Here is a 13717-nt window from a genome sequence, read left to right as displayed (position 1 = left end):
CTGTGGAGGGATAGGCGCGGTCCTGCCTGCCCTATAGCGCCCTGTTGTCCTGTTCAGCATCAGAGGAGAAAGCACCATGACCATGACAGAACCATCTGCCTCTGAGAAGGCCACACCGCCTGTGGCTCGGCGATGGAGCTATGCCAGCGGTCCCAGCGATGTCCCGCTGCTGGGGCTGACCATTGGCGACCTCTTCGATCAAACGGTCGAACGCTTCCCCGACCATCCCGCTCTGATCGCTCGCCACCAGGGTATCCGCCTCACCTACCGCCAGTTACAGGCGGAGGTTAATCGCTGCGCCAAAGCGCTCATCCAGCTCGGCATCGAGAAAGGAGAAAGGGTCGGTATCTGGGCCCCCAACTGCGCCGAGTGGTGTATCACTCAGTTTGCAACCGCCAAGATCGGGGCCATTCTGGTCAATATCAATCCCGCTTATCGCTTGCACGAGGTCGAGTACGCCCTCACTCAGTCGGGTTGTAAGGCGCTGATCACGGCAGCCGCTTTTAAGTCTTCCAACTATATTGAGATGCTGATCTCGCTGGCCCCCGAGCTGGCAAGCTGCAAGCCGGGCGAGCTGCAGGCCGCCCGCCTGCCTGAACTGCGCCTGATCGTCCAGCTCGGCGCGCAGGCGGTGCCCGGGATGCTGCGCTGGAGCGAGCTGCTGGCTCAGGCTGAGGCTGTCAGCGATGAGACTCTTGCTGCAAGACAGAGAGAACAAGAGTTTGATGATCCAATTAACATACAATATACTAGTGGCACGACGGGCTACCCCAAGGGAGCCACGCTGAGCCACCACAACATCCTCAACAACGGCTATTTCGTGGCGCGCTTGCAGGGCTTCACCCACGAGGATCGGCTGTGTATTCCGGTGCCGCTCTATCACTGCTTCGGCATGGTGATGGGCAATCTGGGCTGCGTGACGCATGGGGCGACGATGGTCTACCCGGCGGAGAGCTTTGAGGCGCGGGCTGTGCTGGAGGCGGTGCAAGAGGAGCGCTGTACGGCTCTCTATGGGGTGCCAACCATGTTCATCGCTGAGCTGGAGCATCCCGAATTTGACCGGTTCGACCTGAGCAGCCTGCGTACCGGCGTCATGGCTGGCTCACCCTGCCCGGTCGAGGTCATGCGCAAGGTCATCGAGAAGATGCACATGAAGCAGGTAGAGATCTGCTATGGCATGACGGAGACCTCTCCTGTTTCGACGCAGACCAGGCTCAACGACCCTGTAGAGAAGCGGGTGAGCACCGTGGGGCAGGTGCATCCCCATCTAGAGATCAAGATCGTTGATCCGGCCAACGGCAAGGTGGTGCCTGTGGGTCAGCCGGGTGAGCTATGCACGCGGGGCTACAGCGTCATGCTGGGCTATTGGAATAACCCCGCGGCCACGGCCCAGGCTATCGATCGGGCGCGCTGGATGCACACCGGCGATCTGGCGGTCATGGATGCCGACGGCTATGTCAACATTGTGGGGCGCATCAAGGACATGATCATTCGGGGCGGTGAGAACGTCTATCCGCGCGAGATCGAGGAGTTTCTCTATACCCATCCCAAGATCAGCGATGTCCAGGTGATTGGGGTGCCGGATGCCAGGTACGGCGAGGAGATTATGGCCTGGATCAAGCTGAAGCCAGGCGAGCAGGCCACGGCCGAGGAGATCCGGGCCTTCTGTCAGGGGAAGATCGCCCACTATAAAATCCCGCGCTATATCAAGTTTGTCGATGGCTTCCCGATGACCGTGACGGGCAAGATTCAGAAATTTGTCATGCGTGAGCAGGCCATTCAGGAGCTGGGCCTGCAGGAGGTAGCTCGGATCCAAACGGCCTAGTCCTGACCTGTTTCTGCGGTCGATCGGCCCCAACCGCCTTAGTCGCTATCGAGGCGCCTGTAATGGTGCCAGGCCAGGGGAGCTGTTGCCGGCCTCCTGGCCTTTATGTTCGCCTCCCAGCTCGCTCGCCTGGGGAGGTCCGAGGTCCCTCTTGGGAGAAGGGGGAGGCCCGCCATAGATAGTGCTCCTGCAAGCTATCGCTACGGCCGGCTCAGGTCTGGAGGAAAAGTTCCCCTTCCAGCGGAAAAGCCGGTCTGGCATTTCCGTAGCCTGACAAACAAACAGACTGACAGGAGAAGGGAGAAGCGGCCTCCTGGAAGGAAGGGATTAGTGGCGACTGGCCATTTGCAGAAGCTCAAGCAGCGCTTTGAGGAGGCAGGCGTTGGGCTGGCGAGGAACCCAGGTATGGTACCAGTCGGAGGTGCGACCCTCACGCCGGATCACAATGCGCTCTGGCCCGCTCTCGATGGCTTCGACCTGACTCCAGGGTAAGAAGTCGCCCTTATTGGAGAGGCCGCTGCGGCTCACGAAAAGCGGATCAAAGTTCAGGATTTCGCCCCGCTGATAGCGCTCCAGAAGGTTGGGCAGGTGAAAGGAGACAAAATAGCTCTCGATGATATCGCAGATGCGCGCTCGCTCGTGCTCATTCAGTTGAGTGACGGTCGAGATCTCGAAGACACTGCCGTTCCGATGTTTTACCTTGATGGTGTCGATGGTTTCGACTCCCTGTGGTTGGGTTGCCCGGAAGGTGCCGCGCCAGAGGGTCTGGATCTCCTCCCAGCGAAAGGTTTGCCGGCTGAGGGGGCTGCTCCAGAGAAAACCGTTGCTGAAGAGATCGATGCGGCTACGGGCGGTATCGAATGTCCAGATGGCCCAGGTGATGAGCAGCGCGAGCGTTATCACGAGTATGATCAGACCAACGGGAGACTGCAGGTTTCCAAAGCAGAGAGTTCCGAAGAAAAGCAAGGGCAGCAGCAACAAGAGGCAGCCCCAGGTTTTCTGTGGCAAGCGGTAACCGCAGAGCCAGTCGCCGAGTCTCTCCGCCTCAGCCTGCCTCATAATAGCGGGTGGAACCGACTGCAAGAGCGAGAATTGCCGTTCCATTGAGGCTCCGCCTTTCTTCAAGCAGGGAAGGGACACCGCCAGTGGCAACCTTCCTAAGTCTGTCAGGCTCATAGCGCCGCAAGGCTCCTTATTTAGGAAAGTACCATAAGGGGGGGAAATAAGGCAAGCATAGTTTCTACTGCTACTGCTCCCTGGCGGGTGGGTTTCCTCCCGTGTTGAAAGCGGTGCCGTCCCGAGATGGCATAGAACGGTCGGCGCTGGAAAAGGGGCTGTGCGTGGGCAAAGAGATCAACCGTTGCCTGAAGCCGGGCTTACTCATCGGCGATTCATCCAACGCTCTGGCAGGCCTGGCCTCTGCTATTTTGACTGGTATAGGGCAGCAGGGCCGACGGGCCTTCCGCCTGCTGCAGCGACCAGCTTAAAACCATTGACCCAGCCACGGTTTCTCTTGCAGCGTTTTCTGGACCTCCTGAATATAGTGAATGGCGCCGCTATCGTACCACTGGCCGCTGTACCAGGAGCCGAGGCAGCCCCAGATATCGCCGGCGTGGTAGCGTGGATAGCCAGCGCTCGGTGTCGCAGCCTCTAGCTGGCTTGCCAGGCCCTCGTAGCACATGCGCATCATCCCATAGACGTAGTCGGCATTGAAGGCCGTGTCATCGCGCATCATCGGCCACTCGTGGCTGAAGTAGCGATAGGTGATCTGTAGCAAGCCGTAGAAAGAGGGGCAAGACGAGCCGTTCCAGGTGCCCGGCGGACAGTAGCGGTTCTCTGTCGTCTTGCCTGCCGCCGTGCTCTGGTGCCACCAGGACTCGACCGCGGCCTGTGCTCGCACCAGGTCGGCGTTGACCCCCCATTTGCAGGCCACCCACTGGATAATTTCATCGGTAGTCCCCGTAAAATGACCGCTGATGCGCGCGCTGTAGCGATTGGCCTGGGGATTCTGTGTATAGGTTGGATAGAACTGATCGATCGAGGCCAGCTGTTGGGCCGTTGGCACGCGGTGATTGGCAGCGCTATTGTCGGGACGCGGCTCCCAGGAGCTGTAGTGAATGCTGGCTGCGCACTCCTCATCCGAGGGAAGAGAAGCTCCCACCGCACTGATCAGGCCCGTCACCGGGGAGGCGGTTGCCACCGGGGTGATGGGGGCCGTAGTGGGGGGCGGCGAGGGCGTTGGCTGTGCGGCTGGCTCGAAGGTTAGCGCCCCCACCGTGGGAGTCACTGGCCGCTGGCCTGGGGTAGCCGACAGGCTGGCGGGCTGATTGGCTCCCATGCAGGAGCTAAGGGCGAGCGTAGCCATGAGCAGTGCGACGTGCCATGCCTGCACTGACCTCCGAACAACTCGTCGCAGATCCCGCGGAAGCCCAGGCCATAAGGAATGGCCCGGCAAGGTATCTCCTGGTACACGGCCCTTCGTCATCGTCAGCTCTCCGCTCTTTTATATATAGAACTGTCTATCTTCTAGCCAGTAGAACGGACAAGGGCCGTGATCTTTGCCAGGACCTCCCCTACCGGGCTGTCTGCGTGGATGCCCTGGCCTTGCTCGCCGCAGAAGAGCCGTGCTGGACCGCGCCAGGAGAGAGGGGTCTTTGTCTCAGCGAGACCTTTTTCCCGGGCGATGGCCGGCGAGTGGCCAGCTAAGGCCCTCAATCAATCGACCCGTGGCACGCGCGCCAGAATCTCCGACACCACCTCGTAATTGATTGTCCCCAGGCGCTCGGCCACCTGTTCCGCCGTCAGCACGGCCTCGCCTTGTCGTCCAATCAGCACTACCTCATCGCCCACGCGCACCCCGGGAATGTCTGTCACATCGATCATGCACTGATCCATGCAGATCCTGCCTACGATAGGCGCTTCCCTGCCATGAATCAGGACAGAACCCCAGGTACGCGGAGCGCGTCGGAAGCCATCCGCGTAGCCGACCGGCAGGACCGCGATGCGTGTCGGGCGCGTCGTCACGTAGGTACAGCCATAGCCGATGCACTCCCCCTCTGGAACCAGCTTGACCTGAGCCACCTGGGTCTTGAAAGAAAGAGCCGGACGAAAACCGGGGGGCAGGCGGACCTCCGGCGAGGGGTCAAGACCATAAAGAGCGATTCCTGGGCGCACCATATCGAAGTGGGCTTCCGGCACCGTCAGGGTAGCCGCACTGTTAGCGGCGTGCGCCAGTGGTGGGCGGAGTCCCTCGGCCTCCAGGGCCTGCAAGATGCTCTGGAAGCGGGCTAGCTGCTTGCGCGTATACGACTGATCGCGCGCGTCGGCCATCGCGAAATGGGTGAAGATCCCCTCCAGCTCCAGACCTGGCAGGCGCCTGACCTCGCGCGCCAGCGCCACGATGGCCTCGATCTCCTCCGCGCGGATACCCAGGCGTCCCATACCGGTATCCACTTTCAGGTGGACCTTCACCGTCCGCTGGAGGGCCTGGGCGGCCCGCGAGAGCGCCTGAGCTGCCTCACTGGAGTAGAGCGTGATCGTCAGGCCCAGACGTACCGCCTCGCGCATCTGCCAGTGTGGCACATAGCCAAAGACCAGAATGGGGGCCATAATCCCCGCCTCGCGCAGGGGAGTAGCCTCGCTGACCGTGGCCACGCCCAACATGCTGGCTCCATTCAGGAGCACCGTACGAGCGACCTTCAGCGCTCCGTGGCCATAGGCATCGGCCTTCAAGCTTGCCAGTACCTGGACCCGCGGCCCTACCAGCTCCTTAATACGCCGTGTATTGTTGGCGATCGCACTCAGATCGATCTCCAGCCACGTTGGTCGCTCGGGGCGCATGCGCACAATCTGCTTCCAGCCGGGGGTCTGACGCACCAGGCGTTCGGGAGCCAGGGTGGGATCGGCCAGTAGTCGCTCTGTGACGCGCTCCATGCGCGCCTCCTCGGAACCTTTAATGAGCACTACATCCCGCGGCTCTCCCGCCGCTGGCTGAGGCGCCTCCTCCAGGAAGGCAGCAACGGCCCGCGCCGCGTCCTCGTGCGTCGAGGTCTGCACGATCCGACCGGCGGGCAGGCCGGCCTCACGCGCCGCTTCAGCGATCAGCGCTGCGCGTTCACCGCGGGTCACCAGATAGTCGACCTGGCTAGCGGCAGCCCGCCCGACGAGGGCATGGCCCTCCTCCTCGAAGCTCCCCAGATTAAGCATATCGCCCAGCACGGCGATACGCCGCCTCGCTGGCAAGTGTGCCAGCGTTGTCAGGCCCGCCAGCATCGAAGCCGGAGCAGCATTATGGGTATCGTCCAGCAGCCAGCAACCCCGCAGACCAGGCAAGGGATTCAGACGGCCTGGCAGAGGAGCAAACTCCGTTAGCGCCTGCGCAATCTGCTCCTCACTCAATCCGCACAGACGGCCTACCGTCCAGGCGGCCAGAATAGTCGTCGCAAAATGCGAGCCGAGCAGGCGCGTTCGGAGCATCTGACCAGTGCCTGACCAGTGAACCTCGGTTCCTTCCCAGGAGACAAGGACCTTCTCGAGGACCGTGGCGGTAAAAGCCTGCAAGCGGATATCGTTCCGTCGCAGCAGACGGCGAATCAGCTCGTCATCCCCATTGACCACGAGGGTCCCCTCGGCGGGCAGATAATCGGCCAGACTCACCAGCTCGGCGGCCAGGTGTTCCAGGCTACCAAAGTACTGCAACTGAGTGGGACTAATGGTCGTCAGCACTCCAATGCGCGGCTGAGCAATGCGGCAGAGATCGCCGATCTCGCCAGGATGATCGCAACCCAGCTCAACCACTGCATACTCGTGATGCTCCTCCAGGCGACCTAGAGAGAGGGGCAAGCCCAGCAAATCATTGTAATTCTGCCAGCTTCTGAAGGTAGTGAAGTGGCGCTCAAGCACATGCGCGATAGCTTCCTTTGTCGTTGTCTTCCCCGTGCTTCCCGTAACAGCGATCACCGTAGGCTGCCAGCGAGCCAGGATAGCCCGCCCATAGGACTGCAGCGCCTGGCGTGTATCGGCGACCACCACCACAGTCGCGCCGCTCTCCTGAAGAGTAGCGCGCTGCTCCTCCGAAAGTGCGCTGAAGTAGCGCCCCTCGAGCAGCAGGCCACCGGCCCCGCGGCGCAAAGCATCCTGCCAGTAATCGTGGCCATCGCCGCGCTCGCCGCGCACCGCCACAAAAAGCTCACCGGGCAGCAACTGACGTGTATCATGGTTGAAAGCTGGAAACTGCTGCTGTCGTCCAGCAAAAGCCAGGCTTCCTCTAGTTGCCTCAAGAAGATGATCCAGGAAGATCATACAGCTGACCTCTACTCTCAGGCGCAGGCAGCGCTATGAATTAGCGGGCCAGCACATAGTACATCGCGCCCACCTGTTTTATCATACCCTTTAGCTCCAGCGTCAGCAACGTCGCGGCCACACTTTGCGCGGGCAAGCCTGATGAGCGAATCAGCTCATCGATGTGGCGTGGCTCATGGTTCAGCAAGGCCAGCAGTTGGCGCTCTAGCGGATCATCGGGCAGGACCTCCTGAAGCTCCAGGCACTGTGAAACCGTAAACAGATTGAGGGCGTCGAGGATATCCTGGACACCCGTAATCAAATGGGCCCCATCCTGGATCAGGCGATTGACGCCCTCGCTGCCACGCGAGAACATATTGCCGGGAACCGCGAAAACATCGCGGCCAGCCTCCAGGGCGTAGCGAGCCGTGATCAAGGCTCCACTCTTCTGGGGGGCCTCTGTCACCAGGACTCCCAGCGCCAGGCCGGCAATAATGCGATTGCGAGCCGGAAAATTGCCGCTATCGGGATAGACCCCAGGAGGGTATTCGCTGAGCAAAGCGCCCTGGCCCGAGGTAGCAATGCGTCGCGCCAGTTGTACGTTGGACCCTGGATAGGCCTGATCCAGGCCGCAGGCGAGCACCGCAATGGTGCGTCCGCCAGCGGCCAGAGCTGCCGTATGGGCTGCCGTATCGACCCCGAGGGCCAGGCCGCTCACGATTGTCACGCCGTGGCGGGCCAGCTCGCTTGCCAGGCGCTCGGTCGCCAGTTTACCGTAGGCACTCATGCGACGCGTGCCCACGATGGCCAGGGCACAATGATCGCCAGGACTGAGCTGACCACGGAGGTAGAGCACCGGAGGGGCGTCGCTCAGGCGTCGCAGGGCCGGAGGATAGAGCTGGTCTCTGAGCGTCAGCGCCTCAATATCCAGGTCTTGCAGGCGCGCCAATTCGGCCTCAGGATCGATCAAGGACCGTTGGCGGAGCAGGCTCTCAACAAGACGAGCGGGGAGACCGGCGTAGAGCAGCTCTGCTCTCCCGGCTTTCCAGGCGGCGGCCAGCTCGCCGTGGAAAGAGTTCAGGAGCTTCTTGAAGCTGGCTGGGCCTATCCCCCGAATACGGCTGAATGCCACCCAATAAGCGCGCTCTTCGTCGGAGAGGGGCAGAGCGTAACAATCGCCGGAGGAGGCGGGAAGGCTGGCTGGCACGTTCCCCGAAGCAGCATCTGCCATCCCATCGTCCATAGCATCACCCATTGCACCCATTGTACCCATTGCGCACATCCTTTCCACATCTCAACCTTTTTCTTTGTCAAGATGAAAAACTTCTTTTTATTGACAGAGATAGAAAATTGCTTATCGAGAGCCAGCCCGCGATCTGAGCGGTATCGTGCCAGAGGAGGCAGAACGCGGCGAAGGACGGTTTGGGCGGCAGGCAACAGGGGGGAAGCCACCCTGCTGCCTGTCACCCAACCTTTCTTTACTTTAGCGCCCCGAGAAGGGCGGTCTCTGCCAGTAGTCATCAGGCCCTGGCTCCTGAGGTGGTGGAGGCCCTTCATGAGCATTTGGAGTCCCAGAAGGCCGATCGCGATCAAAGTAGGAGAAGTCTCCGGAGATCCCAGAAGTGGGCCGCCCGGGCGAGCTGCCGCCAGGTCCTGAAGGAGAGGAGCCGCCCGCGGGAGAAGATCCCTGCCAGTTGCCATGGCTCTGCCAGTCACTGCGGCTCTGCCAGTCACTGCGGCTCTGCCAGTCACTGCGGCTGAAGGCCAGAATCTGCTCGGCTGCCTCCACCGCGGCCAGTGCCTGAAGGCGCTGATTGCGCAGCGAAATCAAGAGCAGTGCCGTGCCCAGGAGGGCCGTCAGCGTCAGGATAGCGCCGAGTCCAAGCAAGGCTGTATCGCGGCTATCGCTGGTAGCTGGTGCGGGCAAGCGAAGCTGAGAGGTCGAGGCCGACTGAGCGACGGGTGTCTGCATCTGCGAGGGCGAGAGGGTTGGGGGCTGATGCAGAGCCAGGTGCCATTGATTTTCCAGATGGGCCTCGTCCTCGCCGATAGAGGCCAGCAGGGCCTCATCGAAGTTCTGCCTGCCGCTACTCAATAGCTGGAAGAGATGCTGGAGCGCTGCTTTGCCGAAGGTACGATACATATAGTCAACCAGATTCCAGCTCTCTGCATAGGCCAGATAGGCCATATCGCTATCTCTGGGAAAGCGCTCTGCAATCTGGGCCAGCGGCAGCAGCGAATGGGAGCGCAGGGCCTCATTGAGACGATCAGTCATCTCCGGCTCATGGTAGAGCTGGCAGTAGACAGCCAGGCCCTCATCGAACCAGCGCGGGATATCGGTACGTATAGGGACCGTCTGATGAAAGAGCAAATGAGTCATCTCGTGGGGCATATCGCGGACCAGCGTTTCATCATTGAGGCTGCTCACCATAAAGAAGGCCTCGTTGAGAGGCGGTAGAGCCTCACCTCCCACCCACTCCAGAGTATCGGGAGAAAGAGCGCTGCGGAAAGCGCTCTCGCTGCTATAGACCCAGAGATCGAAGGCACGGTGGTAGTTCAGACCCGTCACCTCCACCAGATGCTGCTCATCGGAGATGGCGCGGGTCAGCAGGGCCTGGCCGAAGCCTGGCGTCTCGTTATACCAGTGGAGGTGCATATAACCGTTGGTCGCGCTTTGCCAGGCGAAGCGCGTATCGGTGACAACGAAGCTGACGTATTTCGTTAAATGGACATTCTCTAGAGAATCGCCCAGCTCCCAGTAATAAGTGACAGTTGCCCCTGGAATAACATAGTTCTCTCCGCTGATATCCATGCGCCAATGCAGAGTAATCGTTTTCGCTGCTTGAACCGAGACCTGCTCGTTATCATCAACATCGAGCACAGGGACTGAAACGTGGATAGAGGCGGTGGTGATAGGGGCCAGGCTATCCACAGCGCTCAACTGGAAATCGATATAGTTGGGGAAATGGACGCTCTGGGTTTGAACCGTTTCCGAGATCGGATCGGCGGCCTGCCTGGCCAGGGCGGGGGAGGCCGGCCCTCCCGTAAGTAGCCAGGCAACAGCAAGAGCGGAAAGAACTCGGACAAGCAACGGCAAGCGAGCGTAGCGCACAAACATGTCTATATTGCTCCTTCGCAAGAGAACGGCCCAGGCTTCTATTGTCCCATGTATTGTACATGATTAATCTGGAGATGTGAAGCTATGAGTTGGTAGAGTTTCTGGCGTGCATCGTGGTCTAGGGTGGTTTGCGACCATTGCAGGGGAATATTTGGCGGGGGGCGAAGGGAGTCGGCGGGCATGGCCTGAAAGGGGGATAGCGGTAGGCAATTATCTTACCGTGTGCTATTGTGTCTACGTCCGATAGATTGCTGAGCAAACCAGGCACGTCGTATTTCTGGTGGACATGAGAAGAGGGAAGCAAGCGGGACTACAGGCTTGCCATGCTGGTTGGAGCAAGCAAAGGGGGTGGACCTCTCTCCCTGGAGCCGGCGTTCTGGCTTATTGACAGCCGAGCGGTGGTATACACGGAGTCTCAGTGAGGGGATTGCGAATCGATGAGCAACAGTCAGTGGAAGCAGCCGTTCAACTATCCTGAAGGGTCAGGCTATAACGGTCATCAGCAAGGGAGAGCGACGGGGAGCCTCTTACGTCGCTATGGCGAGCAGGTCGGTGGAGGAGCGTCCGCCCAGCCTTCGCAGCCATCGATGTCGGGGTTGAACGCCCCTCAGGTGCCGCAGCCGGGTTATCCAGGCGCGTCGCAGGGGGCGGGCAATGCGCCGACCCCCTTGCCACTGCAGGCTGGTCCGGGCAATCAGGAGGGGCAGCCGAGGCGCACCGGCCTGCTTTCGGGGCGCTACAATAATTGGGTCTCCAACGTCTCCAACGTCGTGCGCCGTTGGTCTGGCAAATTTGCGGCCGTAGCTGGCAACATGGGCTTCGGCCCTCAACCTCAGCCGGCGCGTCCGTTCACCCAGTCGCAGTTGCTGCGTTCTCCGGGCCTGCCCGCTGCCGGCGCCGGCCCGAACGCTCGCCCTGGCACGGGCCTGCTGGAGAGGCCAACTCCCCCGGCTCAGCGAGCGGGTGGCCAGAAAGCCCGCCCCTGGCGTCGCTCGCGCACCCTGCGTGTTTCCATGCTCCGGCGCCGTCGTCGCCAGCGTCTCAAGAGCCAGCAGTTTGGTCCACGGCGAGCGGTAACGGTAGTGGTCTCAGTGGTGGCCGTGCTCGTCCTGATTTTTCTCTCGACGGGGGGAGCCTCGGCCTACGCCTACTATCAGGAGCAATATCCGCGCGTGCAGCAGCTAGCGAACCAGCATGTTAGTCAGACCTCGCGCATCTACGACCGCAACATGAACCTGCTGTATCAGGCCTACGATACGGAGAGCCAGTACGCTGGGCGGCGTACTCCAGTGGCTTATAAGGATATTCCTATGGTCATGCAGCAGGCGATGATCGCTGCCGAAGACCCGACCTTCTGGGAGAACGCCGGCTTTGATCCTCAAGGGATTCTGCGCGCTTTCCTTGAGCACAACGGCGGCGGCAGCGGCTTGACCCAGCAGCTGATCAAGAACCTCACTCACGACGATCAATACTCCTATTCGCGCAAGATCACCGAGGCAGCCCTGGCCATCGCCCTGACCCAGCAGTATCCCAAGTGGAAGATCCTGGAGATGTACTTTAATGTGGCTCCCTTTGGGGCCCAGGAGCTGGGCATTGAAGCGGCGGTCGAAGACTACTTTGATCTCAAGCCTCATTGCGATGTTCACTTCAACTGTATTCCGGGCATTCGCTATCTGGATGTCGACCTGAAAACCGGCAAGCACGATCCCCTGTTGGGCCTGGCGCGGGCCTCCTTCCTGGCTGGCCTGCCGCAGAATCCCGATTACTACGATCCCTCGCTGGAGCACGTGATCCCGGGCAACACGGAGCGCGCCCTCAATCGTCAGAAGTACGTCCTCAACCAGATGATCAAGCTCGGCATGGTCGTGGATGGCGTCGGGCAGGTCACGCCTGAGGTTGCCGCCAAAGTCGAGGCCATCTCGGCCCAGTTCAAGTTCCATCCGTATGTGAACACTATTCGGGCACCTCACTTCGTCTTCTGGGTCATCACTCAGCTCGAGGAGGCCCTTGGTCATGGGGACATGCAGGCCGGTAAAGTGGCCTTCCTGACCGGCGGCTTCAACATTCGGACGACAGTCGACGTCAATCTAGAGACCTTTGTCGAGAAGGCCATCGATCGCCATCTCAATGAGGTCGAGTGTCGCTATTTTGCCAGCTATACTGGCTGCGGCCCCTTAAGTACCGTTAACAATGTCAACGATGCCGCCGTGGTCGTCATGGATGCCAAGACGGGCGAGGTGCTGGCTATGGCTGGCAGCTCCGACTGGAATTCCAATAAGCCCGAGATCAAGGGGCAGGTTAACGCCGCCCTCTCGCCGCGCCAGCCGGGTTCGTCCTTCAAGCCGATTGTCTATGCGACCGCCTTCCAGATGGGCTGGTATCCTGGCATTGTTCTGCCGGACGTCAAAACCTACTTCCCTTACAACAATCAGAATCCCCTGGTTGACCCTGAGAACAATGCCTATCATCCGACCGATTACGGCAATACCTACCATAATTGGAATTCAACCATCCGAGAAGCTCTGCAGAACTCCCTGAATGTGCCAGCCGTTAAGGCGATGGAGTTCGCCGGCGTGCAGAACGTGATCACTATGGCTGAGCGCATGGGGATCACGGCTATTCGCGACTATGATCTGCCGGCCTGCCGCCGAAGCAAGAATAACCCGAATCTCACCTACCAGGATTGCTTCTTCCCGAGCCTGGCTCTGGGCACCGCCGAGGTGCCGCTCTTGCAGATGACTGGAGCCTACCAGGTCTTCGCCGATGGCGGGATGCGGGTGCCCCCCCAGGGCGTGCTCGATATCTGGGATAACTACGGTCACCACCTCTATCACTACGATACCAGCCATCCCCCTGCCACGCGCGTCCTGAGTCCTCAGATCGCCTATATGATGACCAACGTCCTCTCAGATGAGGCGGCGCGTGCCAAGGAATTCGGCGGCGACCACACGCTGTCGATGTGGGACTGGCGCCTGCCCAATGGCCAGGTGCCCGATGTGGCTGCCAAGACCGGTACGACCGATAACTTTAAGGATAACTGGACCATTGGCTATACCCCCGATGTGGTGGTAGGTGTCTGGGCCGGCAACGCCAATAACGAGCCGTTCCGCGGCAACGTGATCGGTATCACGGGCGCAGCCCCGATCTGGCACAGCGTCATTGAGCGGGTGATGGGGGCCTGCAACATGGACGGGGCTAATATCCCCTGTGGCTCCTATAAGTCGCCCTACCATGACTACTTCTTTAGCGCCCCCTCGGGCGTCAAAAAGATGTGTGTCAATACGGTCAATGGCCTGCAGGGCAGCGGCTACTGCGATGTGATGCTGGACGATGAATATCCCCAGCAGAGTGGTCTGCCGGCAACCACCACTTCGTCGAGCGGGACGAACGGGGGCACAGGCATGAATCAGGACAATGGCAATGGGGCAACGCCCACCAGCACCCCTACGGCGACGGCGACGCCTCAGCCCTGAGCCTGGGCGAGGATAGCCCCG

At 60.5% G+C, this 13717-nt stretch carries 7 protein-coding genes; 2 read left to right on the top strand and 5 right to left on the bottom strand.

The window, feature by feature from the left end; translation table 11 throughout:
* Positions 1-76 precede the first annotated feature (76 nt).
* Positions 77-1825, top strand: coding sequence for an AMP-binding protein (locus tag ACFMO7_RS14705; protein ID WP_376796242.1), 1749 nt, complete (start codon positions 77-79; stop codon positions 1823-1825).
* A gap of 327 nt (positions 1826-2152) precedes the next feature.
* Here the strand turns inward: ACFMO7_RS14705 and ACFMO7_RS14700 are convergent, their stop codons facing one another.
* The 5 genes from ACFMO7_RS14700 to ACFMO7_RS14680 form a co-directional block, all read right to left on the bottom strand.
* The gene (locus ACFMO7_RS14700) at positions 2153-2929 is read right to left on the bottom strand and encodes a DUF6585 family protein (protein ID WP_376796241.1); all 777 of its coding nucleotides are present in this window, start codon (positions 2927-2929) and stop codon (positions 2153-2155) included.
* 379 nt (positions 2930-3308) lie between these two features.
* Positions 3309-4190 (bottom strand): hypothetical protein, encoded by an 882-nt coding sequence (locus ACFMO7_RS14695; RefSeq protein ID WP_376796240.1) that lies wholly within the window; start codon positions 4188-4190, stop codon positions 3309-3311.
* Positions 4191-4540: 350 nt separating this feature from the next.
* Positions 4541-7126 carry an alanine racemase gene (gene alr / locus ACFMO7_RS14690; protein ID WP_376796239.1) on the bottom strand — a complete coding sequence of 862 codons (2586 nt, stop codon included), beginning with the start codon at positions 7124-7126 and terminating at the stop codon, positions 4541-4543.
* 40 nt (positions 7127-7166) lie between these two features.
* Positions 7167-8378, bottom strand: a complete 1212-nt coding sequence (dprA, locus tag ACFMO7_RS14685; protein ID WP_376796238.1) for a DNA-processing protein DprA — start codon at positions 8376-8378, stop codon at positions 7167-7169.
* A gap of 210 nt (positions 8379-8588) precedes the next feature.
* Positions 8589-10223 (bottom strand): peptidase MA family metallohydrolase, encoded by a 1635-nt coding sequence (locus ACFMO7_RS14680; protein ID WP_376796237.1) that lies wholly within the window; start codon positions 10221-10223, stop codon positions 8589-8591.
* Positions 10224-10660: 437 nt separating this feature from the next.
* Here ACFMO7_RS14680 and ACFMO7_RS14675 point away from each other — a divergent pair, with 437 nt between their 5' ends.
* A complete protein-coding gene (locus ACFMO7_RS14675; protein WP_376796236.1) occupies positions 10661-13696 on the top strand; it encodes a transglycosylase domain-containing protein in 3036 nt (1011 codons plus the stop codon).
* Positions 13697-13717 lie beyond the last annotated feature (21 nt).

It is taken from the genome of Thermogemmatispora sp. (assembly GCF_042408735.1).
GTDB lineage: Bacteria > Chloroflexota > Ktedonobacteria > Ktedonobacterales > Ktedonobacteraceae > Thermogemmatispora.
The sequence above is the reverse complement of the archived record's forward strand: the minus strand, read 5'-3'. Positions and strand labels throughout refer to the sequence as shown.

Excerpts from the sequence above, each read along its gene's own strand:
- ACFMO7_RS14705 (WP_376796242.1), top strand. The coding sequence starts at position 77 with ATGACCATGACAGAACCATCTGCCTCTGAGAAGGCCACACCGCCTGTG.
- ACFMO7_RS14700 (WP_376796241.1), bottom strand. The coding sequence starts at position 2,929 with ATGGAACGGCAATTCTCGCTCTTGCAGTCGGTTCCACCCGCTATTATG.
- ACFMO7_RS14695 (WP_376796240.1), bottom strand. The coding sequence starts at position 4,190 with ATGGCTACGCTCGCCCTTAGCTCCTGCATGGGAGCCAATCAGCCCGCC.
- alr (WP_376796239.1), bottom strand. The coding sequence starts at position 7,126 with ATGATCTTCCTGGATCATCTTCTTGAGGCAACTAGAGGAAGCCTGGCT.
- dprA (WP_376796238.1), bottom strand. The coding sequence starts at position 8,378 with ATGGGTACAATGGGTGCAATGGGTGATGCTATGGACGATGGGATGGCA.
- ACFMO7_RS14680 (WP_376796237.1), bottom strand. The coding sequence starts at position 10,223 with ATGTTTGTGCGCTACGCTCGCTTGCCGTTGCTTGTCCGAGTTCTTTCC.
- ACFMO7_RS14675 (WP_376796236.1), top strand. The coding sequence starts at position 10,661 with ATGAGCAACAGTCAGTGGAAGCAGCCGTTCAACTATCCTGAAGGGTCA.